This is a genomic window from Erwinia magellanica, from assembly GCF_039023495.1.
GTDB lineage: Bacteria > Pseudomonadota > Gammaproteobacteria > Enterobacterales > Enterobacteriaceae > Erwinia.
In genome coordinates this window covers 1-22,933 of the sequence record NZ_JBCHVC010000002.1, presented here as the reverse complement: position 1 = coordinate 22,933, position 22,933 = coordinate 1, and the positions used below count along the sequence as shown (strand labels likewise).

General features: G+C 50.4%; 23 protein-coding genes and 2 tRNA genes. 7 read left to right on the top strand and 18 right to left on the bottom strand.

Going from position 1 to position 22,933, the window contains the following annotated elements:
* Positions 1 to 6: 6 nt before the first annotated feature.
* The 5 genes from AAH450_RS07130 to AAH450_RS07110 all read right to left on the bottom strand — a co-directional run bounded on the left by AAH450_RS07130 (position 7) and on the right by AAH450_RS07110 (position 4,261).
* Complete coding sequence (locus AAH450_RS07130; protein WP_342909613.1) at positions 7 to 444, bottom strand: SRPBCC family protein; 438 nt, start codon at positions 442 to 444, stop codon at positions 7 to 9.
* Positions 428 to 1,885, bottom strand: a complete 1,458-nt coding sequence (locus AAH450_RS07125) for a coproporphyrinogen-III oxidase family protein (protein ID WP_342909612.1) — start codon at positions 1,883 to 1,885, stop codon at positions 428 to 430. The genes AAH450_RS07130 and AAH450_RS07125 overlap by 17 nt, the downstream gene beginning before the upstream one ends.
* A 77-nt stretch (positions 1,886 to 1,962) precedes the next feature.
* Positions 1,963 to 2,793 (bottom strand): cyclase family protein, encoded by an 831-nt coding sequence (locus tag AAH450_RS07120; RefSeq protein WP_342909611.1) that lies wholly within the window; start codon positions 2,791 to 2,793, stop codon positions 1,963 to 1,965.
* Positions 2,786 to 3,442 (bottom strand): 4'-phosphopantetheinyl transferase family protein, encoded by a 657-nt coding sequence (locus tag AAH450_RS07115; protein ID WP_342909610.1) that lies wholly within the window; start codon positions 3,440 to 3,442, stop codon positions 2,786 to 2,788. The genes AAH450_RS07120 and AAH450_RS07115 overlap by 8 nt, the downstream gene beginning before the upstream one ends.
* Before the next feature lie 18 nt (positions 3,443 to 3,460).
* Entirely contained in the window at positions 3,461 to 4,261 is an 801-nt protein-coding gene (locus AAH450_RS07110) for an SDR family NAD(P)-dependent oxidoreductase (RefSeq protein ID WP_342910356.1), read from the bottom strand.
* 280 nt (positions 4,262 to 4,541) lie between these two features.
* On the opposite strand from AAH450_RS07110, the gene AAH450_RS07105 reads away from it, so the two are divergent.
* Entirely contained in the window at positions 4,542 to 5,129 is a 588-nt protein-coding gene (locus AAH450_RS07105; RefSeq protein ID WP_342909609.1) for an acyl-homoserine-lactone synthase, read from the top strand.
* A gap of 146 nt (positions 5,130 to 5,275) precedes the next feature.
* Here AAH450_RS07105 and AAH450_RS07100 read toward each other — a convergent pair whose 3' ends face one another.
* The 9 genes from AAH450_RS07100 to AAH450_RS07060 all read right to left on the bottom strand — a co-directional run bounded on the left by AAH450_RS07100 (position 5,276) and on the right by AAH450_RS07060 (position 13,584).
* Positions 5,276 to 6,007 carry a helix-turn-helix transcriptional regulator gene (locus AAH450_RS07100; RefSeq protein ID WP_342909608.1) on the bottom strand — a complete coding sequence of 244 codons (732 nt, stop codon included), beginning with the start codon at positions 6,005 to 6,007 and terminating at the stop codon, positions 5,276 to 5,278.
* A gap of 266 nt (positions 6,008 to 6,273) precedes the next feature.
* Positions 6,274 to 6,612, bottom strand: a complete 339-nt coding sequence (locus tag AAH450_RS07095; RefSeq protein ID WP_342909607.1) for a hypothetical protein — start codon at positions 6,610 to 6,612, stop codon at positions 6,274 to 6,276.
* A 494-nt stretch (positions 6,613 to 7,106) separates the two neighbouring features.
* A tRNA-Asp gene (locus AAH450_RS07090) sits at positions 7,107 to 7,183 on the bottom strand.
* Positions 7,184 to 7,307: 124 nt separating this feature from the next.
* On the bottom strand, positions 7,308 to 8,045 hold the full coding sequence (gene dnaQ, locus AAH450_RS07085) for a DNA polymerase III subunit epsilon (RefSeq protein WP_342909606.1): 738 nt from the start codon (positions 8,043 to 8,045) through the stop codon (positions 7,308 to 7,310).
* A gap of 123 nt (positions 8,046 to 8,168) precedes the next feature.
* Positions 8,169 to 9,146: an XdhC family protein gene (locus AAH450_RS07080; RefSeq protein WP_342909605.1), complete on the bottom strand. Its 978-nt coding sequence runs from the start codon at positions 9,144 to 9,146 to the stop codon at positions 8,169 to 8,171.
* Positions 9,143 to 9,709: a nucleotidyltransferase family protein gene (locus tag AAH450_RS07075; protein WP_342909604.1), complete on the bottom strand. Its 567-nt coding sequence runs from the start codon at positions 9,707 to 9,709 to the stop codon at positions 9,143 to 9,145. Before AAH450_RS07075 ends, AAH450_RS07080 begins: the two co-directional genes overlap by 4 nt.
* Before the next feature lie 16 nt (positions 9,710 to 9,725).
* Positions 9,726 to 12,110: a xanthine dehydrogenase family protein molybdopterin-binding subunit gene (locus tag AAH450_RS07070; protein ID WP_342909603.1), complete on the bottom strand. Its 2,385-nt coding sequence runs from the start codon at positions 12,108 to 12,110 to the stop codon at positions 9,726 to 9,728.
* Positions 12,107 to 13,099 carry an FAD binding domain-containing protein gene (locus tag AAH450_RS07065; RefSeq protein ID WP_342909602.1) on the bottom strand — a complete coding sequence of 331 codons (993 nt, stop codon included), beginning with the start codon at positions 13,097 to 13,099 and terminating at the stop codon, positions 12,107 to 12,109. Before AAH450_RS07065 ends, AAH450_RS07070 begins: the two co-directional genes overlap by 4 nt.
* The gene (locus tag AAH450_RS07060) at positions 13,096 to 13,584 is read right to left on the bottom strand and encodes a (2Fe-2S)-binding protein (protein ID WP_342909601.1); all 489 of its coding nucleotides are present in this window, start codon (positions 13,582 to 13,584) and stop codon (positions 13,096 to 13,098) included. The genes AAH450_RS07065 and AAH450_RS07060 overlap by 4 nt, the downstream gene beginning before the upstream one ends.
* Before the next feature lie 372 nt (positions 13,585 to 13,956).
* Here AAH450_RS07060 and rnhA point away from each other — a divergent pair, with 372 nt between their 5' ends.
* Positions 13,957 to 14,424: a ribonuclease HI gene (gene rnhA / locus AAH450_RS07055; protein WP_342909600.1), complete on the top strand. Its 468-nt coding sequence runs from the start codon at positions 13,957 to 13,959 to the stop codon at positions 14,422 to 14,424.
* Here rnhA and AAH450_RS07050 read toward each other — a convergent pair.
* Positions 14,409 to 15,146, bottom strand: a complete 738-nt coding sequence (locus AAH450_RS07050; RefSeq protein ID WP_342909599.1) for a class I SAM-dependent methyltransferase — start codon at positions 15,144 to 15,146, stop codon at positions 14,409 to 14,411. The two genes, rnhA and AAH450_RS07050, sit on opposite strands and share 16 nt — an antisense overlap.
* Before the next feature lie 43 nt (positions 15,147 to 15,189).
* Here AAH450_RS07050 and gloB point away from each other — a divergent pair, with 43 nt between their 5' ends.
* From gloB to AAH450_RS07030, 4 genes are all read left to right on the top strand, one after another.
* Positions 15,190 to 15,945 (top strand): hydroxyacylglutathione hydrolase, encoded by a 756-nt coding sequence (gene gloB / locus AAH450_RS07045; RefSeq protein ID WP_342910355.1) that lies wholly within the window; start codon positions 15,190 to 15,192, stop codon positions 15,943 to 15,945.
* Between the two features lie 70 nt (positions 15,946 to 16,015).
* Complete coding sequence (gene mltD, locus AAH450_RS07040) at positions 16,016 to 17,395, top strand: murein transglycosylase D (RefSeq protein ID WP_342909598.1); 1,380 nt, start codon at positions 16,016 to 16,018, stop codon at positions 17,393 to 17,395.
* 310 nt (positions 17,396 to 17,705) lie between these two features.
* The gene (locus AAH450_RS07035; protein WP_342909597.1) at positions 17,706 to 19,061 is read left to right on the top strand and encodes an MFS transporter; all 1,356 of its coding nucleotides are present in this window, start codon (positions 17,706 to 17,708) and stop codon (positions 19,059 to 19,061) included.
* A gap of 1 nt (position 19,062) precedes the next feature.
* Positions 19,063 to 19,755, top strand: a complete 693-nt coding sequence (locus AAH450_RS07030) for a cyclase family protein (RefSeq protein ID WP_342909596.1) — start codon at positions 19,063 to 19,065, stop codon at positions 19,753 to 19,755.
* 27 nt (positions 19,756 to 19,782) lie between these two features.
* Here the strand turns inward: AAH450_RS07030 and AAH450_RS07025 are convergent, their stop codons facing one another.
* Both AAH450_RS07025 and AAH450_RS07020 read right to left on the bottom strand, forming a co-directional pair.
* Positions 19,783 to 20,547, bottom strand: a complete 765-nt coding sequence (locus tag AAH450_RS07025; protein WP_342909595.1) for a class I SAM-dependent methyltransferase — start codon at positions 20,545 to 20,547, stop codon at positions 19,783 to 19,785.
* A gap of 81 nt (positions 20,548 to 20,628) precedes the next feature.
* Positions 20,629 to 21,432, bottom strand: coding sequence for an endonuclease/exonuclease/phosphatase family protein (locus tag AAH450_RS07020; RefSeq protein WP_342909594.1), 804 nt, complete (start codon positions 21,430 to 21,432; stop codon positions 20,629 to 20,631).
* A 361-nt stretch (positions 21,433 to 21,793) separates the two neighbouring features.
* On the opposite strand from AAH450_RS07020, the gene yafC reads away from it, so the two are divergent.
* On the top strand, positions 21,794 to 22,717 hold the full coding sequence (yafC, locus tag AAH450_RS07015) for a DNA-binding transcriptional regulator YafC (protein ID WP_342909593.1): 924 nt from the start codon (positions 21,794 to 21,796) through the stop codon (positions 22,715 to 22,717).
* Positions 22,718 to 22,811: 94 nt separating this feature from the next.
* Here the strand turns inward: yafC and AAH450_RS07010 are convergent.
* Positions 22,812 to 22,888, bottom strand: a tRNA-Asp gene (locus tag AAH450_RS07010).
* Positions 22,889 to 22,933 lie beyond the last annotated feature (45 nt).

Here is a 22,933-nt window from a genome sequence, read left to right as displayed (position 1 = left end):
ACTTATTTACTTAGCAGTTACCAGGGAAATAATATTGTTTACCGACTCAGGCAAGCCACCCTGCATGTGTGGCCAAATCTCCTCACCAAAGAAGCCAGATGCCTCTTGCGCAATCTCAGCATGAATTTCATGCGTAATCGTGATTTGCTGCCCAAGTTGTTCAATGCGATGAATGTTACGCAGTACTCCAAAGGGCAGTACGGCCTCATCGGAAAATTCTTTACCCGGCGTCACTGTTTTTAATGTAACCGGAATAGGTTCGCCACCTTGTGGGGTAAGAGAAAACGTATTTCCTGCTGAAAACGGGTGTAGAATTTCGGAATGCACGATACCTGAATCCCATTTTTTCCAATTATTCACATCAGCCCAGACAGCCCAAACATCGTCCGCTGATGCATGAGTTGTTGCCTGATAAGAGGCGATATATTTAACATTGTGAGGCATAATCTGTTTCCTTTGGATTTTTAATTTCGAATAAGGAGGAGAGATCATTTTTATCTCCCAGCCAATATGAACGCTCACGCGCGCCAACTTCTACCATAACCCCATTCAGTGACCAGTTTTTCTCATTCAGAGAATCGGTGTCTCCCCAAAATGCAGGGTTAAAGAATTCCAGAATAACATTCGCATGCCAGATCAAACCCAGCTCGGTAAGTTGCATGCAATCATCTTTTAACTCTACTAATCCTTTACGTTCCAGACGTGTGATTTCTTCAGAAAAATCGTCAAGAAAATCGGTGCCAAACTTATTGCGATAAAATTTGTATTCAATTTTGAAATATACTAATGCGAAGACAACATGTCGTTCACGTTGTACACGCCCGGACATAAGATCCGTTACTGAACTAATGAGGAATTCACCACGGTTGACGTGTTCAATATACTTTTCAACATCAGACTCAGTGCCAAGGCGATAACCATCAAAGTAGCTGTATGAGCCGGGGCCAAGAGCCAGGGTTTCATTGTCAACCTTCCAGTTCGAGTGATTATATTTATTCTCATATCCCGGTTTGCAAAAATGGTCCATCATATACATCTGATACCCCATCTCTTCAGCCATTTTTTTTGCTTCACGGTACATGGCCTTAACCATTGTATTTTCCGGATTTACTGGCGGTTGAATTTTTCCCCGATTGATCAGTTGGCTTTGTGGGGTATCATTATGAATACGGTATAAATAAATGGTAAAGTGCGGCACACCCAGTTCATTAAGCGTTTTTAAATCGCTTTTCCAAATATCCAGTGTATGGCCCGGCATGTTATACATAAGGTCCATTTGAATATTGGTCAGTCCTCTCTCCTGGAATGCACGGATAACTCTGACACTGTCCTGTGCTGCATGGGGAGACCCCACTACCGTGAGGATTTCGGGATGGAAAGACTGTACGCCCAGGCTCAGGCGATTGATAAATGAATCTGCGACATAAACTATTTTTTCATCATCAAAATCACGGGCATTACCTTCCAGGGTAAATTCGTAATCCACATCAACCTTAAAATTTTCAAACACAGCATCAACAATGCGTTTTAGATTGGCTGTTTTTAAAATACTACCCGTCCCCCCACCAATAAAAATGCTTTTCAGTTTCCCCTCACCAAATTTACGAAACGCTGCCCATTTTTTCATGTCTTTGAGTAAAGCGTTAACATACTCATCTTCACGATTATGTTTGTCATTCTCAGGCAACAGCTTAATAAAATACGGGCAGGATTTACAACGGGTACGGCAAAAAGGCACCCCAATATATAATGTAAAATCGACTCCATCTTGATCCATGTTAATGTTATTGGTAACAAAATCACTACCCTCCATATTTTTATGCATACCTGGCGGATATAATACAAAGGGTAAATAACATTTATTTGGGTAGGGTTTCATTAGCATTACATCTTCATTTCTTATCGCAGGCATTGCGATTAGCCTCCAGTTTAATTTCATTGCTAAGTGGGTCTGTAATTTATTTAATCAATAATGGCAACCACTCGACTCCATGCGGCATCGGCATTTTTTAGCTTAATTGGAAAACAGCACACCTGAAATCCGGTAGCATTGGGCAACTCTTCGAGATTACCCAATCGCTCTATCTGCAAATACTCATTATCTCTGCCAAAAAAATGGGCAGGCCATAGAACCTCTTTATTTCCTGTTTGCTTATAATGAGCAATCATGTCACAGAAAGGCGGGTCAAAGCTGAAGGCATCGGTGCCGATCACACGGATACCACGTTCAATAAGCCAGGCTAAAGCACTCGTATCAATCGCCTGATAAGCGGTAAAGTATTCACGTTTACCCAGATTTTTATAAGCGCCAGTATTAATCAGGATAATATCTCCAGCGGCTAACTCATGTCCTGTACTGGCCAATTTCTGTTGCACACGTACTGCATCAATGACTGCATGCCGATCCGAAAAGTCAAGCAAAACACCGCGCCCATAACACCATGACAGCGGAATATCCGTCACGGTCTTTTGCTTACCCTTTTTACCGGAACGCCAACCGTAATGGTAAGGAGAATCGATATGTGTTCCCGTATGAGTGGTCAGGCTGTAAGTCATTAAAGAAAGCCCCATGCCATCAGGGAAATCCCGGTGATCGATATTATACTTCGCTGGTTTTACTATTTTCATCCAGCAACGCCGCCAAAAACTCATTACCTGGAAGTGCAAATAACTCTTACCTAGCTTATCAGCACCATCCCGATGATTAACAACTTTTCGTATTACTGGCTCCGGCTCCCAAAAATCTGGATCTATACTCACACTCAGGTCAATAATACGCTTTAACTCACTCATGATGAATTTTCTCGAAAGCAACGTGATAAATATTCTTTAATTCTGTATCGTCAAATTGTGATACAACACAAACAAATTCTCTGCCTGAAATAACAGTATCCGAGCTGGCTCTCTCTGCGTGATTGTCCTGCCCCTTGGTTTGTGAACCAAATAACATCTTATGCAAAGTTAACCCATTGAGTTTGACGAATGATTCCATACGACACCAGGCACACATTGCTAATTGTTTAATGATTCTGCTTTCTTTCCATACATCACTTATATCAATAAAGGCTGGTAAGTATTTTTCACAAATGCTGATCAGATCCACTGATTGCTGCCTCATTTCAAGATCTGCCCCTATCCTATTCCCAGAAACAGCTACCACACAAAATTCTTCTGACGAACTACTGCTGAAATGAAATTTATCATTATTATCATGAGATATAACATAGGGTTTTCCATTAGCGTCACGTTCAATGGAATATGAGTCTACATAATGCTGTAAAACAAAGTTCAGCACGGCTCTTCTGAAGGCAAAATTACGTTTCCGTTTAGACGGAATGATTTTTTCATAACGTTTACGATCCGCTTCTCGCGATAGAGCCAGTATTGAAACCTCATCAGTTTCTTTTATTTTGGCGATCCATATATCAGTCCAGCCTGCCATATTGACCTCCAGTTAAAGTCAATAATTTCCCAGTCCACCACAAACATTTAGCGCTTGAGCAGTCACGCCACTGGCAAGAGGTGAGGAAAGATATGACACCATTGCAGCTACCTCCTCTACAGTTATATAGCGTCCAATAGGGATTCGCTCTTCAATACGGCGTCTTGCCTCCTCCACCTTAACATCCCAGATAGCGGCATAGTGTTCTCTGACGCGTTCCGCCATGTCCGTTTCTACAAACCCTGGACATACTGCATTAACCGTGATTCCTGAACTATTTCGTGCCAGTTCAAGCCCCAGTGCCTTAGTGAATCCCACCATGCCGTGCTTGGATGCGCAGTAAGGTGAACCATGGATAACCCCCTGCTTTCCTCCTGTTGAAGCAATATTAATAATACGTCCACCAGGGGGCATCATTTCTAAACGCAGTAACTCACGCGTCACATAAAACATGCCATTCAAGTTAGTGTTTATAACATTCAGCCATATTTCATCACTAATCTCAGACGTAATACCACCACCTGAAATTCCGACACCATTAACTAATACGCTTATTTTGATGCCCTGCGCTTGTATGCGTTTAAAAAGCTTCTTTACGTCAGAACAAATCGATATATCGCAAATCTCGCTAATAATATCAAGATGAGGATATTCTGCTTTAAGATCCAAGGCAAACTTCGTTAAGCGTTCTGTTGAACGGGCAACTATTATCGGTGAAAAACCATCTTCACAAAGCCTTTTCACAATTGACTTACCAATACCACCGGTTGCACCAGTAATGAGAGCCAGTTTATCGTCTGGGTTATTTGACATATTCATATTCAAACTCTAAACCTCTTTCCCATCATTCATAACTCATCTGCATATTTGTTTGTCACGGCTTGCTTGCGTGGGGGTGAAAAAAACAATAACGTTATTAAAGCAGATACCTGTCCAGGGAAAAACTAGCAAAGTTGATAGGTCGTCGGCATTGAGCGTGTGGCAATATCCGTTATCTTTCCTTTGTGTGAGCTTCACTGGTAACCAGGAAAAATTCATTAGCACAAATTAGCTGAATTATATAAAATCTACTGTACAACAACCACAGTGTGGAAGATATATGGAATCAAACATCAAAATTGAGCCACGCAATAAATTTAATAACAATGAACTGAGAGATATTCATCAATTACGGGCTAAAATTTTTAAGGATCGTATGGGCTGGGAGGTTCCCGTGTTAAATGGCATGGAGATTGACAGCTATGATGCACTCAACCCTTACTATATGGTCATTCGTAATAATACTGATCACGTCTGCGGCTGTTGGCGCTTGCTACCCACTAAAGGTCCTTATATGTTGAAAGATACCTTCCCCGAACTGCTACATGGTGTTTTAGCTCCAGTAAGTGAGCGAGTATGGGAACTGAGCAGGTTTGCGATTGAAACAGACAACAACAACCATTTTGGCTTTGCTCAGTGCACAATGGAGGCAATGAGAAAAATTGTTACCTTCGCCGATGAAAAGGGTATAGATAAATATGTAACTGTCACAACGGTCGCTATTGAGCGTTTACTGCGCCATACGGGCATTGATATTTTACGATTTGGCGCGCCACTAAATATTGGTAAAGTGCGGGCGGTAGCATTGGAAATTTATCCTGGAAAAAAAACCCGACAGGCACTGTTCCACAGAATATCACAGGCATAAAGTTCTACTTTCATCGCTAAAGCTTACCCAAAATTTACTATCAGCCTGCCCTTCCGGAAAGATTTAATTATTAATTAACAACAGAGCGAAGAGTATCCCCTTATTGATTCACAAACTGCGATAAAAGGAATGCAGTTAATAATCTTTTAAGGTAGGGTAATAATCCCTGTTCGAATCGCCTTTATTACCACCTCATTACGACGATTCACACCAAATTTATTTCGCAAATTAGAAATATGGAAATTGACCCCAGCTTCACTGATACTTAAGATTCGGCTAATCTCCCATGTGGTTTTGCCAATGGCCATCCAACGTAAGCAATCTAATTCCCGCACTGTTATTTTCGGCGTGGCTTTATCAGCTGTTATCTCCATAGTGATATAAGCACTCATAGCATCACAGACAACATCACGCAGTAAGGAAAGGCTACTCAGATTTTGTTTGAGATCTTGCCGAAAATTCTGACCGGATAATTCATCACGCACACAGGTCAACATCCCCACTTCCCCCGAGAGACCATGAATGGGTAGAGTAACACCAGTACGCAACCCGAAAGAGGAGGCTTCTTCATAGAGCCTCTTTTGCTCCGGGGTTTGAAAGGATTCGGGCAGCCAAATAAAGGGACTCATTGATTTAAAGCAGTGGGACACCGTGGGATCGTCAGAACGTAAATTTTGACTATCATAGTACTTACGCCACTCTTCCGGATAAGTACTGTGCAGAAAGATACCTGCGTTCGGCGCACCCGGCTTGGGAACAACGGCAAACAAAAACCGCTCAAATCCCAGCGATTTTACTATTTGTTCCACTTGTAACATGACTTCATCTTTTGATGAAGCATTCGCCAGTGGCTCAAATTGAGACATGATGGTATGCATAATATCCCTCTCTGTTAACAACTTTCCCTGTAAATGCCGTACTAATTAATAGCTAAAAGGACAATCACAATTATCTTCAAATACTTTTCGGTGTTCCGTAATATTTTTCCCGAGCCGCTATTCCCAGACAGTTTTTGTAAAATAACACCATTTTTTTAGAGAGATATCCCATTGGTTAGTCTCCCCGCATGACTTTACTCGTGGCCTTAGCCCCCTGTAGGCGTATGTTGTTGCAGCCCTTTTCAACTCGAGCGGAGGGGGTTAGTTCACGTAACAGCTTTTTGATGGGCCGTAGAAAAGAGCGCCGTCATGGAGTGTTCGGATAAATGGCTCTGTAGAGGCCTGCACCACCAGGTGAGCATATCCCTGTTCGGTGGGGACATTTTTGCTTCAGCCACACAAACACAGCGGGAAAATTTGATCGCTTCGGTGAGATATTCAGACGCCCCCTTCGCGGTCTGATTATCCTCTATCTGCCAGAGACAATGCTGGTACAGCGCATCTTCAACCATCGGAGGCTGACCGGCTCTGCTGGCAAGAGCCAACAGCCCTGTACCCTGCATCAGGAGATCGATGTCCCCGGCTGTAGTTTCAACGTTATCCATCTGATAAGCGTAATGCGTAAAATCCCTTTATTTTGCAGGGTTATAAAGTGAGTATAAAATAATCAGCACCCATAACTCAAGCTTATCAATGAGCAGCGGCGTGGGCGACCAGGCTGGTCTTACAGAGAACTCCTGGAAAGAAAACGGGTTTTGCGCGGTTGAGATCGAAACCTTGCAGGGAACGAGATCCCTGTTGAAAGTAGAGAGTACCTTTAAGCAACTGCATCAGAGCAAAGGTGCGCTGTTTGAGCGGGGCGTAATGAGTATTTTCATAAGCTTATGGTGAGATTTGGTGACGAACTGGCTCTGTAAATCTGGCAGGAAAATCAAGAGGATGTTGGCGGAATTATGACAGAGATCGGAAAACTCAATCGTGTCCAATAAGAAAGGATACCGGCACATACAAGCCAGACGGCAACAGGATACCGGATGGCATACCGAAAAATTCAGACAAGAAAAAGGCCCATGTTATTACTAACATGGGCCTGAATATTTGGCGGAACGGACGGGGCTCGAACCCGCGACCCCCTGCGTGACAGGCAGGTATTCTAACCAACTGAACTACCGCTCCGCGCTTTGTTCCCCGTCGGGAACGGGGCGAATATTACGGGCAGGCCATCATGCCGTCAACGCTTTTTATAGTAGTTTAAGACTGACTGCCTGTTTTTTCACCTTTATCACAATAACAGGTGCCGTTACGCCCGCCAGAGGCAGCTGCCGCCCTTTTTCATTACTAAATCCAGGCGCGCTTCATGGGCGTTAATTTCAGCCTCGCTCGCCGCCAGAACGCGCAGACCTGAAGCAGGACGGGTAATGCGGTGGATCGTATCGCCATTGCTCTGCTGCTGCTGATCACCCTCCATCTGGAAGGTCAGCGACGTTTGTCCGCCAGTCATCGCCAGGAACACTTCCGCCAGAATTTCGGAGTCCAGCAGAGCGCCATGCAGGGTTCGCTTGGTGTTGTCTATTTCATAGCGTGAGCAGAGCGCATCCAGGCTGTTACGCTTGCCCGGAAACATTTTTCGCGCCATCGCCAGGCTGTCGGTAATCTGGCAGAAGGTCTCGGTCTTGGGGATATTGCGGTTCAGTTTGCTGAACTCATAATCCATAAAGCCGATATCGAACGAGGCGTTATGGATCACCAGCTCTGCACCCTCTATATAGGCGATAAACTCATCGGCAATTTCGGCAAAAGAGGGTTTGTCCGCCAGAAACTCGTCGGCAATTCCGTGAACGCCAAAGGCTTCCGGGTCCACCAGCCGATCGGGTTTCAGATAAACATGGAAGTTATTGCCGGTCAGACGGCGGTTAACGACCTCCACAGCACCGATTTCAATAATGCGGTGCCCTTCATAGTGCACCCCAATCATATTCATACCGGTGGTTTCGGTATCGAGGACGATGATCCTGTCAGAAGATTTTTGTAGGCTCATGGGTGATGACTCACTGTAAGTAAAGATCTGCGCAGCCAGCGGAGGCACTAAATATGCGCACTGATGGCGCCAAGAATACCACTCGCAACCTGCGCCAGCCATTTTTCTCGCGCTGATAAAACGTCAGAGCTGTTCACCATTTTTTACCCTGACGATGTCCGCCATAATCGACAGAGCGATTTCCGCAGGCGTTTTACTGCCAATCCGCAGGCCGACTGGTGCATGAATGCGCTCCAGATCCTCACGGCTCATGCCGGCAATTTGCTGTAACCGCCTCCTGCGCTTTTCGCTGTTCCTCTCAGATCCCATCACACCCAGATAAAAGGCCTGGGTATTGATCGCTTCCATCATCGTCAGCTCATCAATACGCGGGTCGTGCGTTAATGAAACGATGGCTACGCTGGCCCCCGCGCCGTTGATTTCCAGCCAGCGAGCGGGATGCTGCGGCACAATGGTGATGTTGTCTGCACCGGTAAAATAGCGTTCAATCTCGCTCAGGCTTTCAGGGCGATGTTCGCAAATACGAACATGAAAACCCAGTATCTGCCCGAGGCGAATGCACTCAAAAGCCACCGGCGAATAGCCCGCCACCATCAGTTCCGGGACAGCCCCCACAGGTAACTGGATGCGGTTTTCCGTGATGCTTAACGGCGGCAACATTCTGTCCGCTTCCGGCACCTCAAATTCTGCCCGCTGGCCCACGACAAGCGTTTTCACCAGGCGTTGTTTACCCAATAAAGCAGCCTGCATTGCCTGTAAAAGCGTCCGGGTTTGCTCATCGGGTGGAAGATATTCGATTACGATTTCCAGGCTGCCGCCACAGGGAAGCTCAACAGAGGGACGCATCCCCCCTTCGCCATAGCGAATAAGCTGGCTGCTCTCGCGATAGCTCCCCATCGAGAGCTGCGCCAGAAAATCCTCCTCGATACAGCCACCGGAGAGCGATCCACAGTGCTCCCCCCGACCGTTGACGCTCATCATGGTGCCTGGTGCGCGGGGAGAGGAGCCATAGGTACGCAAGACGGTACAAAGCCAGACTGGCTGCGCCTCTTGATGCCAGCGCAGCGCCTCGTTGATCACCTGTTGATCCAATCTGATCATGCTGTCTCCTTACCGGAAAGTGTTGCCGGATAATCCACGTCCAGCAGACAGCCTTTATCTTCAAGCTCAATGCAATGCGTGGGAAAGTTCTGCAACAACCTTTTTGCTCCTGTGTCGCCGCTTAAAGAAGAGAGTTCGGCATAAAACTGTCGCTGAAACCCAACCGGATGGCCGGGCTGCCCATTGATAACGGGCCGGACAAGCGGATAGGTTTCCAGCGCCCGGATAACCGCCAGATAGCTGGTTGTCTGAAGCCAGGGCATATCCCCCAGGGTAATCACCCAGCCGTCATAGTCTGAACAAGCTCTGATGCCAGCGGCCAGAGACTCTCCCAATCCCTGGCTTGAGCAGAGGATCAGGGACGCTTTCTCTGCAAGCTGATGGATAGCCCGATCGGAAGGTTGCGAAACCACAAATACTGGCCGCCCCGTCGCCTGTGCGTTTTCCAGCGTGTGCTGCAAAACGGGCTTACCGTTGAGCCTCGCCAGCAGTTTATTTCCGCTGCCCGACTGACGAAAACGGCGGCCAAAACCGGCCGCCATAACAAGAATTGCACTGTTCATACTCACTCAGAAAGCGTTAAATTATTTTGTCGAGAGTGATGGGCAAATCCCGGACTCGCTTGCCGGTAGCATGGAACACGGCATTACTGATTGCCGCCGCTACGCCCACAATACCCACCTCGCCCACCGCTTTACCGCCCATTTTGGTGGCCTGATAATCTGGCTCGCCCACATTGATAGTGGTGATGTTGGGTACGTCAGCATTGACCGGAATCAGGTAGTCCGCCAGATTGTTATTGATGACCCTTCCCGTTCTCGGGTCGACAATGCCCTCTTCCAGCAGCGCCTGTCCCAGCCCCATGATCATGCCGCCAATCCACTGGCTTCGCGCCAGCGTAGGGTTATAGAGTTGGCCGCAGTCATAGGCGGCAACCATCCTTCTTACCCGGACGGTGCCAAAGTCTTCATCCACTGCCACTTCAACAAACTGCGCGCTCCAGCTGTGTGCCGAGAAATCTTCAGGACGATCCATACTGTTCAGGCTGCCGACCATCTCATCTTTCTCTTTAGCAGAAAGATTGTCAGGGAAGGTTCCGCCTTCTACTTCCAGCGCCTCACTGCCTGCCAGCGCCAGGAGTTGGGCGAATGAGATCTCCTGTGCAGGAGTGCCGACCATGCGCACCGAGCCGCCCACCAGCGAGAGCTGCTCAAGGCTTACGCCTTTCAGCGGAGAGCCTTCCAGCTCCCTTGCCAGCGTCAGCAGGCGATCCCGCATTTTATGTGCGGTGACGTTGACTGCCGCCGTGAGGTTACCGGCCAGCTGCGATCCCCCCGCCACACCAGCACGCGGTAAGCGCGTGTCGCCAAGCTGCACCGAAATGGTTTCGGAAGGGACATGCAAAATGTCCGCTGCGGTTTGCGCAAGAATGGTATAGGTGCCGGTCCCGATATCCGCTCCCGCGCACTGCACGATAAACTCACCTTGCGGCGTGAGGATAATGCGTGACTCCGCCGGCAGACGGTTTACCGGATAAGTACCGGTTGCCATGCCCCAGCCGATCAGCTCTCTTCCTTCGCGCATCGATCGGGGTGCCATCGACCGCTTCGCCCAGCCAAACGCTTCCGCGCCTTTCTGGTACGCCTCCTTCAGACGGCGCGAACTCCAGGGCTTGTTTTGCTGGTAGTCGTGATCCGCCCAGTTGCGTAAACGCAGCTCCAGCGGATCGATATTCAGGGCATAGGCCATTTCATCCATCGCCACTTCCAGCCCGAACGAGCTGGGGTTTTCACCCGGTGCACGCATCCAGCCTGGCGTCACGGTATTAATGGGCACGATCTGATGCTGTGCGGAGAGGTCAGGAATGGCGTACATCCGGGCCGTTACATGACTACAGTTTTCCGCAATCATGTCCTGTAGCGAGGTTTCATTAAAGCTGCGAAGAATAATTGAGAGAATTTTCCCGTCGCGCGTCGCCCCCATCTCCAGCTGCTGTGAAGTAGCCGGACGCCCGCCCAGGCCGGTAAAGGTTTGCGGACGCGTCAGCGAAACTTTTACCGGCCGGTTAAGTTCGCGAGAAGCTACGCAGGCAAGGGCTACATGCGTGTAGGGCACCGGCTTGGAGCCAAATCCGCCGCCAACGTAAGGGGAGATAATCCGCACCTGCTCTCTGGCAATCCCCAGCCATTCGGCAATCTCTACCTGTGCCCCGCTCACCCACTGGCTCGGTTCCCAGACGGTCATGCTGCCGCTATGCCAGTGGGCGATACAGGCGTGCGGCTCCATCGGCATGTTGTATTCACGCGGCGTGATGTAACGCTCGTTTATCCGCACCTCCGATCGCACCATTGCCGCCTGCGCCTGGCCAAGCTCAATATCCTGATCGGGCAGAGGCTGCGGCTCAGCGCCTTCATCGGTGGCAAAAATCAGCGCGGGAGTTTCCTGGTAGCTCACCTCTATCAGCGAGGCGGCATAAGTCGCCTGTTCAAAGGTTTCCGCTACCACCAGCCCAATGTTTTGCCCGTTATGCAGGATGATATCGTCCTGGATAGGTGTGTAAGTAGACTGCGCCGCGCCGCCGTCAGCGATGGGGGTGGGCTTATTAATTTTCAGCCTGTTTTGGTGCGTGTAGACAGCAATCACGCCGGGCACCGCCTGCGCCTTTTCGGTGGCAATATGCGTTATTCGCCCGCTGGAGATGGTGGACTGGATCACCACACCATGCGCTGCATTTTCAATTTGATATTCCACAGCGTAAGTGGCCCGTCCGGTCACTTTCACCTCTCCATCACCCCGCGAGCGGGGCGCGCCTAATCCCCTGACACTCTCCGTCCGTTGCTGCCCCTGAGCGGCACTCTCGCTGGCTTGCTCGCTCACCGGCGACACGCCCGCACTCTCTGCGGCTGACCGCGCTGCGGGAGCTTTCAACAGATCCTGGCGCAGTGTAGTTGTCGGTTTGCTCATGCTGTTTCTCCTGCGGCCATCAGCGCCCGGGCGATAACGCGCGGCGCCAGTTTTATTTTATGTGCATTATGGGCCAGGGGCTGAGCCTCGGCGACAACCTGCTCTGCGGCCTGATTAATCAATGCTTCATCAAAACGCTGCCCTTTCAGCGCCTGTTCTACCGTGCGGGCGCGCCAGGGTTTGGTGGCTACGCCGCCCAAGGCAATACGGACATCAACCATCACGCCGTTTTCTACCACCAGCCCAACGGCCGCACTGGCCGCCGCAAACTCATAGGAGCTGCGATCGCGCACCTTGAGATAAGTGGAGTTTTTCAGCGCAGGGGTCTGCGGGATCTCGATTGCGGTAATCATCTCGTCATCCCCTATATCGAACTCTTTCTCCGGGGAGTCGCCCGGTAGTAAATAAAACTGTTCGATGGGAACCCGGCGCTTTATGCCCTGCGCATTCTCCAGAATGACAACGGCATCAAAGGCAGTTAGCGCTACAGCCAAATCACCCGGATAGACCGCCACGCAGCTCTCGCTTCCACCCAGAATGGCATGGTTGCGGTTTACCCCTTTCAGCGCGGCACAGCCGGAACCGGGATTACGCTTGTTACAGTCGGAGAAAGTATGCGGGTCACGGTAGTAGCCACAGCGGGTACGCTGGCACAAATTGCCGCCAAGCGTCGCCATATTGCGGATTTGTGGCGAGGCGGCCTGCCACAGGCTCTCATAAATAGCCGGAGCCTGGCGCTGACACGCTTCGTGACTGGCCAGCTCACTCATGTAAACCATCGCGCCAAGGGTGATGATCTCATCATTGAAGGTGATGTTGTCCATCCCGGTTAACTGCGTAACGGGGATCAATCTGGTGGGCTTAAACACATCACACTTCATTAAGTCCAGTTGGGTGGTGCCACCAGCCAGCAGCTGTGTGCCGGGCTGTTTTTTGTTAGCAGTGGCCTCGGTGACGGAGGCGGCTGTTTGCCAGCTAAAAGGATTCATACGGCCTCCCTGGCCAGCTGTTCAGCCGCTTCTTTAATTGCATCGACAATATGTGGATAAGCGCCGCAGCGGCAGAGATTGCCGCTCATGTATTCGCGTATCTCACTTTCAGAGCCTGCGTGTCCCTCTTTAATACAGGAGACAGCAGACATAATCTGTCCGGGAGTACAGTAGCCACACTGGAAGCCATCATGTTTCAAAAAGCTCTGCTGCACCGCATGCAGCGTTCCGTCCGGCTTTTCAAGCCCTTCAATAGTGGTGATCTCTGCGCCTTCTAGCTGTGCCGCCAGCGTCAGACAGCTCAGAACTCTGCGGCCATTCACGTGCACGGTACAGGCACCGCACTGGCCCTGATCGCACCCTTTTTTGGTGCCCGACAGTGCAAGGTGCTCTCTGAGTGCGTCCAGCAAGGTGACGCGCGGATCGAGAGAAAGATGTTTTTCCTGCCCGTTTATTTGCAGGTTAAGGGTGATTTTATCCGACATTGCAAACTTCCCATCGTTAGGGTTGGAAAGGTTCTCAAAAGAGAGTGTTGAGAGCGGGGGTACAGTTAAAATATTTATTTTTTTACTCAACCTTAAGGTTTAGCACTTCTGGCGTAATCTGGGGGTTTCTTTACTTGCGCAACGCACGCGAAGTGAAATTTTTACTGTCGGTGTATGAAGGGAACATGCCGATAAAAGCAGGGTTTAACAACGGGTTACCCCGGTCTTAATGAATGAGCTGGCGGCGAGAAAGGGATACCGCCGGCAATAAAATTCATTAAGGGCGTACTGACTTTTGTCACGATCTAATCCAGTGCTCCGCAGGGCCATTTATGTCAGACTTAGGGTTTTTACGCAGAGATCCCACCAGAGATGACCAAGCAGGTAGAAATATTCACCGATGGTTCCTGCCTCGGTAACCCCGGACCGGGCGGTTATGGCGCAATTTTGCGCTACGGCAAGCACGAAAAAACCTTTAGTGCAGGCTATTTTCTTACCACCAATAACCGCATGGAGCTGATGGCGGCTATCGTGGCGCTTGAAGCCCTGTCGCAGAAATGTGAAGTGGTGCTCAGTACGGACAGCCAATATGTTCGCCAGGGCATTACCAGCTGGATCCATAACTGGAAAAAGCGTGGCTGGAAAACCGCCGATAAAAAGCCGGTGAAAAATGTCGACCTGTGGAAAAGACTGGATAGCGCGCTAAGCCATCATCAAATCAAATGGGAATGGGTGAAAGGCCATGCGGGCCACGAAGAGAACGAGCGCTGCGATGAGCTGGCTCGGGCGGCGGCTGGCAGCCCGGCGTTTGAAGATATTGGCTATCAGTCCGGGTCCTGATGCCCCGCTCCGCTGCGAAACTGACGGGTGGCGCCGACGGCCTGGCTTAATCTTCTCCTGGCGGCGGCCTTCTTAGCGGGATTCATGATCAGCGGGAAGGTGCGCTTGCGGGCCACAATGATGCTCAGGCAGCCAAGGGCGGGGAAATGAGTACTGATCACCTTCCCGCCCTGGCGATTCCAGGGCACCACCTGAAAACGCGTGCGCTGCACCACTTCGTAGTTCAACAGGCTGAGCCAGTCCATTAACCGCATCTGGGTAAACATCCGGCTGTTCCAGGGTACACGGCGATGAATACCGGGGATCAGCTTGCCGATGCCCAGCACGCTGAAGGGATTAAAGCCGCTGATAATAATCCAGCCATCGTCTATCAGTACCCGGTCAACCTCCCGCAGAATACGGTGCGGGTCGCTGCTCCAGGCCAGGCTGTGCGCCAGCAGGCAGGCGTCAACGGATTTCGATTCAAAAGGCAGGCTCATGGGATCGGCCCTGACCTGTAACGGCCCACCGCTTAACCCCACATTGACCTGATGAGAGATAGCACAGCTTTCCGTGTCGATTTCCGCACTCAACGGCCCCACTTTCAGCAGATGAAAGCCATACATCCTGGCGAGGCAAGGTTGCAGATGTTTGTTAAGGGCATCGCGGTAAAACTCTCCCCAGGGGATATCAGCCCAGGAGTCCGGCACCTGACGAATTTGGCGTGTTTTAGCGGGCTTCATGCTTTACCATCTTCTTTCCATTTCGGGCAATTCAGAGGCGATGATGAATCTTACCAGCATTCCGGCACTTCAGGATAACTACATCTGGACATTAAATAACGACCGGGGAGAGTGCCTGATCGTCGACCCAGGCGAAGCGGCTCCGGTACTCTCGGTACTGGAAAAAAATCAGTGGCAGCCGGTAGCCATTCTTCTTACCCATCACCATCATGATCACACCGACGGCGTAAAAACACTGGTAGCGAGATACCCTCAATTAGTGGTCTATGGCCCGCAGGAAACAGCGGATAAAGGCGCCACGGAAATCGTTGTCGAAGGAGATAGCTTTACCCTGCTGGAGAGCACTTTTAGTGTCTTTCATACCCCCGGCCATACTTTAGGACATATCTCATATTTTAGTGCCCCTTATCTTTTCTGTGGCGATACTCTGTTCTCCGGCGGCTGCGGACGTTTGTTAGAAGGCTCTCCTGAACAAATGTTTGAATCTTTTCAGAAGCTTAACAGACTCCCTGACGACACGCTGGTTTGTTGCGCGCATGAATATACATTATCGAATTTGACCTTTTCACATGCCCTTTTTCCTGGGGATAGCGAGATAGCGAGCTATTACCGTGAAATTAAAGAGTTACGCGCAAAAAAGCAGGTTTCCCTGCCCACAAAGCTGGCAACAGAGCGGCGAATAAATGTTTTCTTAAGAACGCAAGAGCATGAATTGCAAAGACAAATAGGTTATGAAACATCTCCACAACATGAATGGCAAGTATTTGCAACTCTACGCGAGAAGAAAGACCGTTTTTGATTTTTCGGGTTGTGTTGCTCCAGGCGAGCAAGTATAGTTGCTCGTCTTTTAAGCGAAGAATGACACACACATGAAGGCTAAAGCGATATTACTCGCCTCGGTCTTGCTGGTGGGTTGCCAGGCGTCGAAGCATGACACCAACATTCCCGAACAGCATGCACAGAGTTTGTCTTCAGCAGGTCAGAATGAAGCAGAGCAGGACACAGATCGGTTGTTATCACCGCGTTGGCAGGATGATGGAACCAGCCTTACGCAGGATCAAGATTTGTGGAATCTCATCAGTACCGAGCTGAAGATGAAGGTTCCGGAAAACCCCCGGATACGCGAACAAAAGCAAAAATATTTAAGAAACAAGAGCTATCTCCACGATGTAACATTACGGGCAGAGCCGTATATGTACTGGATAGTCGAGCAGATTAAGAAACGTAATATGCCGATGGAACTGGTACTACTACCCATAGTGGAGAGCGCTTTTGACCCCCATGCGACCTCAGCCGCCAATGCCGCAGGCATCTGGCAGATTGTACCGCAGACGGGGCGAAATTATGGTCTCAAGCAGAACCAGTGGTATGACGGACGTCGCGATGTCGTGGCTTCCACCAAGGTTGCGCTGGACATGATGGAACGTCTGAACAAGATGTTTGACGGCGACTGGTTACTGACCATTGCCGCCTATAACAGCGGTGAAGGACGCGTCATGAAAGCGGTAAAGGTCAACAAAGCCCGCGGGAAACCTACGGACTTCTGGCACTTATCTCTGCCGCGTGAAACCACGATCTACGTACCAAAAATGTTGGCTTTGGGCGAAATCCTGAAGAACAACAAGCGTTATGGTGTTCGTTTGCCTGCACCTAATGAATCCCGTGCTCTGGCACGTGTGGAAGTGGGTCAGCAGATTGAGCTGACGCAGGCGGCAGAGATGTCAGGCATGTCGCTGAGTAAGCTGAAAAGCTATAACGCGGGTTACAAGCGCGGCACGACAGCACCAAAAGGTGGGCCTCAATACATCATGGTGCCGAAGTCGAACGTGGCTAAGCTACGCAACTCGCTGGCTACAGGCGACATAGCTGCGGTGCAGCCGACCGGGTTGGCGAACAATACCACAGCCGGTTCCTACAAGGTTCGCAATGGCGATACCCTGTCTGGCATCGCAAAACGTTTGAAGGTGACGGTTAAGGATCTGCAACGCGCAAATAACCTGCGTGGAGCCAGCATCAAACCGGGACAGACCCTGAGCACGGGCGGAAGCGGTAACGCAACCAAACTGGCCGATAATGGCAACAGCATCACCTATAAAGTACGTAAAGGTGATTCTCTGGCCAGCATTGCTAAAGGGCACGGTGTGAACATCAAAGATGTGGTGCGTTGGAATAACAGCGGCGACACCACGCTACAGCCAGGCGATAAGCTGACACTGTTTGTGAGCACTACCACTACACCAGACAGCTAAGGTCTCTGCTGACCGATAAAAGCCAATCCACGGATTGGCTTTTTTTATGTGTTAACGCTACCCGCTTTTCCTGAAACTGCTCTGTGACCCTCTCTGCGCTTCCGGCAATCTTCCTCACACAACTGTGATCAAGATCCAGTATCGGTACAACCGCCCTTGTATGGTAGTAACCTCAGTGCTTAAGTTATCAACTTGTTTACTTTTTGATCTCCTCTGCGGTGTGCAGACATAACAAGAAAAACGATAAACAGGGCGCAGGCCGCTTAACAAAGGCGACTGCAAAAGATGATGACACTGAAAGGCACCAGATATGACTCTCCCCTCTTCTGAACTGGCTTCACAACAGACCACTAAACAAACACAGGGCACTTCTGAAGAACAAGCCCCCAGACGCGGGCTGAAGCGCCTGCTGCCCAGAGCGCACCCTCTCTCCTGGTGGATGCTGGTAATCACCACGCTGGCCATCCTGATGAATTCCATCGACAGGATTATTCTGCCAACGCTGCTTCCAGCCATCATGACCTCTTTTAATCTCACTGAAGTTCAGGCTGGCTGGCTTAACTCCCTGAGTTTTGTTGGGACGCTGACTGGCGCCGTCCTGTTTGGCCTGTTTTCTGACTGGGTAGGTACCGGACATAAACGCTGTTACAGCTGGTGTGTGGCCGTGCTGGTCGAGATTGTCTCTGGCATCGCTACCGCGTTCTGTAAGTCATTTGGGGCCTTTCAGGCGCTCAGAGTGGCAATGGGTATGGGTACCGGTGGCTCCGAACCCATTAACGTCGCCTTGCTGGGTGAATGGTGGCAGAAAGAGAACCGGGGATTTGCCATCGGTGTACATCATACCGGCTTTCCGCTGGGGCAGTTTATCGGCCCTGTTCTGATTGCGGCAATTCTGGCGTTTGCAACCTGGCGTGAAGCGTTTCTGTTTATTCCGCTGATTGGCCTGGTGATTTTAGTGGCACAGCTGATTATCGGCACCCGCAAGAATCATCAGAAGGTCAATGAGTGGATCGTTGATAATAATCTTACGCCGCCTGTTTCTGACGCCTTACAGCATACGGTAGAGAACGCCTCCCTCTGGGCCAATGCGCTCTCCTGTCTGAAAAACCGGAACTGTCAGCTGGCAATAGTGCTGATTTTCGGCTTTACCTGGGCCGAGATGGGCATCGCAAACTTCCTGACTTTACAGCTGACCCGTGAAGTAGGTCTGGATCTTTCAACAGCGGCCGTTATCTCGGGCGCTTCCGGGCTTACCGGCTGGATTGGTCAGATTTTATGGGGCAGCTTCTCAGACGTGAAAGGCCGTAAACGCTCGCTGAGCTTTATTATCGCTGGCTGGATCCTGGCCGCTGCGCTTTGCATGTTTATCCATTCTGCCGCGCTTGGCTGGGCAATCCTGATCTTCTGGGGACTGTTCCGTAACTCTCCCTACCCGGTTGCCTACGCTTTACTTATCGACTCTTCACCGCGCGCGGCCGCTTCCAGCATGGGTTTAATGATTGGCCTGGCGGTAGGGATTGCCGGCATTCTGGTCGCCCCGGTAAGCGGATGGATTATTCACAGCTATGGCTTCACCGTTCACTATATGGTGATTGTCGGCGTGCTGCTGCTTTCCTGCGCGCCACTGTGGTTTATTAAAGAAACCGTTATTCTGAAAAAGGCCTGATATGACCAGCGATCTGATCACTCTATTGCGTCAACGCCGCCTCATCGAGCTGAATCATCTGTATGAGGAATTTATGCCAGTGTGGCCCACGCATGGGAAGTTTTTCTGTAGCCGTGCGGAGGATTACAGCGCTGGTGACGGCAACTATAACTGTCAGCTAACGCTTGGCGATCACTGCGGTACGCACGTTGATGCGCCGGTGCACTTTATTGAGGGGGGCAAGACTATTGAGCAGGTGGATGTGCAACAGCTGACCGGGCGCGGTCGCTGTCTGGATATGTCTCATCTGGCTGAAAACGCCGATATTACCTGTGAGATGATCCAGGCCTGGGAAGCGGACAATGGCGGCATCCTGGCTCAGGATATTGTGATTTTTCGCACGGGTTACGATGAAAAATGGCGATGCCGTCCACACCATGCTGCCTTTCTGCAAAACTGGCCGGGGTTGTCTGGAGATGGAGCAAGCTATCTTATTGAGAAAGGCGTAACGGTTTTTGGAACGGATGCCATGTCACTGGATCGCTACAGTAATGAAGAACACCCCGCCCATCTTGCGGTGCTGGGAGCGGATTGCCTGATCATTGAAAATCTGGCGAACCTGAAAAGCCTGCCGACGGAATTTATCTTTATGGCGCTGCCGCTGAGGATCAAGGGCGCTTCAGCTTCACCGATTCGGGCTGTGGCACTGGTGTAAGAACGGCCCCGGCAGGGGCCGCTTAACTCAGGGCTTAACCGCTTCGATAAAAATAACATCCGTACTGAAACTGCCGTCAGGCTGCTGAGCATAGTAACGCTGTACTTCCTCAGAAGCTGATTGCTGATAAGCCCGGATAGCAGCCACCATAACAGCGGGTGTGCGCATGCGCTCAATCCAGCTGTTGAACGCCAGCGCCAGACGGTCATAGCTTACGGCACTAATTGTCAGCCCCGCTTCAGTAAACATCGTCAGCCATTCGCCGGGGTTATAATCACGAACGTGAGAGGTGTCCCGCAGCGCTTCAACGGTTTGTAACCAGATATCCAGTACTGCATTGCCCGGCGCATTCACATCGATAAAAATCGCCTTCCCGCCTGGCTTCAGGACGCGCTTCACCTCGCGCAGTGCCCTTCCCACATCATGCCAGTGGTGGGCAGAGTAGCGGCTGATAACGATATCAAAACTCTCATCTTCAAAAGGCAGGTATTCCGCATAGCCTTGCTGAGTGGTCAGGTTTTCATAACCCCGCTCTTTGGCGGCCCTGGCGACGACGCTCAGCATTTTTGCCGAAAGATCGTAAGCCACCACGCTTTTAGCATGCTGCGCGGCGACATAGCTGGCATGCCCCCCACCACAACCTAAATCGAGTACACGGGCCTCTTTCTCCGCAAGCAGACGTTCACCCAGACGGACCAAATCATTCCCGCTGGCATGCACTTCGCTGTTCAGATAAGCGTTTGCCTGGTCACCAAACTGTTTGTCGACGTTATCATGATGATGCGATTTCATTTCTCTGCGATCCTTACTGATGGTTGTTGAGTTGGGCAGAGCGATGAAATGACCTGCCCGTAACGGCAGGCCGGAGATCCCCTAGAGAAGCGCAGGCTTACCGGGATGGAATTCAACGAGTAGGGGATTATGATCGGAGGCGCGGGTCACCAGCACGGAGGCTTCAACCACGCCCATTCCGCGGTAAAAAACAAAATCTAAAGGACGCCCAAATGCTTTTCGCCGATGGTCGTCAGTAAAGTTCACTTCTTCCAGCCCCATGTCGCGGGCGAAGGTATACAGGGCGTTAATACGCTGGCGGCTCCACGCATTAAAATCACCCGCCATGATGACCGGCCCATTATGGTGAATAATCTGTTCGCCTATCGGCCCCAGCTGTTTGCTGTAAACATCAATTCCCAGACTGAAATTCACAGCATGAATATTCACCACCATCAGCATTTCGCTGTTGGGTAATGGATAAGCTGTCACCAGCGCGGATTTCGACAACCTCAGCAATGGCTCGCGCTCGCGCAGCGGGCAGCAGTAAACGGGATGTGCCGAGGCCAGCGTCATAACGCCGGAAGGATGCTGTGGCAGCACAAATGCCGGGACCTGGTCGGCAGCCAGATAGTTGGTGGTGGCAAAGCGCACCAGCTCAGGCGTAGTTTGCGCTTCCTGTAACAGAACCAGATGCGCGTCCTTACCAAAATTTTGCAGGACGGAAAGCCAGTCAGCACGCTGCTGCTTGAAAATGTTCCATACCAGCACACGCAGCCTGGACTCATTAGTCAGCGGCTCTCCGGGCGGCAAGGCTTTGCCGACGTGCAGCATTGCACCGGGCGGAAAAATACGTTCCGCTGGCTGCCCTGCTACATATCTCATGGCATAGGTCTTCTTTCGCACTCTACCGGGCCTTAGTAACTGCTGAATGGATCATAGGGTTATTCATTTATAGGGGCTTTACCGCCGAGTTTCAATCGGATCAGACTAATAACTCATGTTAGTCAGTAAACAAATGCAAACAGCTCTCCCGGGCAGCTCTGGAAAGTGTGCGCTGAGGTGGTCGGGTTTTACTCAGCTATGCCGCTATAGCTTTTAAAAAGAGGAAACTAAAGGCACTACCTCCACGCTTTCTGGGGCAATATCGCGCTCCCCTGAGCCGTAACTTTCTTTTGCCAGAGCCTGTACTGTCGCGCGGTTTCAGCGCATGCTTCAATAACAAAAAGATCTAAAGTACAGACAGAATTTTGCTGCGGGAGCAACAGTGAAGACTAACTCAGAAGAGCTGACTATTTTTGTCGCCGTAGTAGAAAATGGCAGTTTCAGTCGTGCGGCGGAACAGTTGGAGATGGCGAATTCTGCCGTGAGTCGTGCGGTGAAAAAGCTGGAGAACAAATTAGGCGTTGAACTGCTTACGCGCACTACCCGGCAGATCAAACTGACACAGGAGGGGGAAACTTATTTCCGTCGCGTGCAGTTTATTTTGCAGGAGATGGCGGCGGCTGAAAATGAGCTGACCGAGCAGCGACTGATGCCGCAGGGGCTGCTAAGAATTGATGCAGCAACACCCGTGGTACTGCATCTGCTGATGCCCATGATCAGCTCTTACCGCGCACGTTATCCGGAAGTTACGCTGTCGCTGGTTTCTTCTGAGACTTTTATTAATCTGATTGAAAGGAAAGTAGACGTAGCGATCAGAGCGGGTAACCTGAGTGACTCCAGCCTTCGTGCCCGCCATCTTTTTAACAGCTACCGCAGAATTATTGCCAGCCCCGCTTATCTTCAGCAAAAGGGTGAACCGCAGTCGCCTGAAGACCTGATAAATCACGACTGTCTGGGCTTTGTCGAGCCGTTACACCTCAACCGCTGGCCAGTCGCCAAAAGTGACGGCGAGCTTTACGATATCTCTCCTTCCTGCACCTCAAACAGCGGCGAAACGCTTAAGCAGCTCTGCATGACCGGGAACGGCATCGCCTGTCTCTCAGACTTTATGGTCGACCGGGAGATACGCGATGGAACGCTTGTGGAGCTTTTTGCAGACAGAGTATTGCCTGTAGAGATGCCGTTTAACGCGGTCTATTACAGTGACCGGGCGGTCAATATGCGCGTCCGTTCGTTTATCGACTTCCTGGGTGAGTGGATTGAAAACGGCGATCGGCTTGGTTTAAAAAAAGCGGAGGGGGTTTAGCCGGTTGAGGGGAATAAGAGGATTTAAGGCACTGCTGTTCAAATTTTGCAAACAAAAAAGCCCTGAGTCTTATGACTCAGGGCCTTATGTTTAGTGGCGGAACGGACGGGGCTCGAACCCGCGACCCCCTGCGTGACAGGCAGGTATTCTAACCAACTGAACTACCGCTCCACCGATTCTGTACTGATTTCAGAAAAATTCTTCTGACTTCAGGTG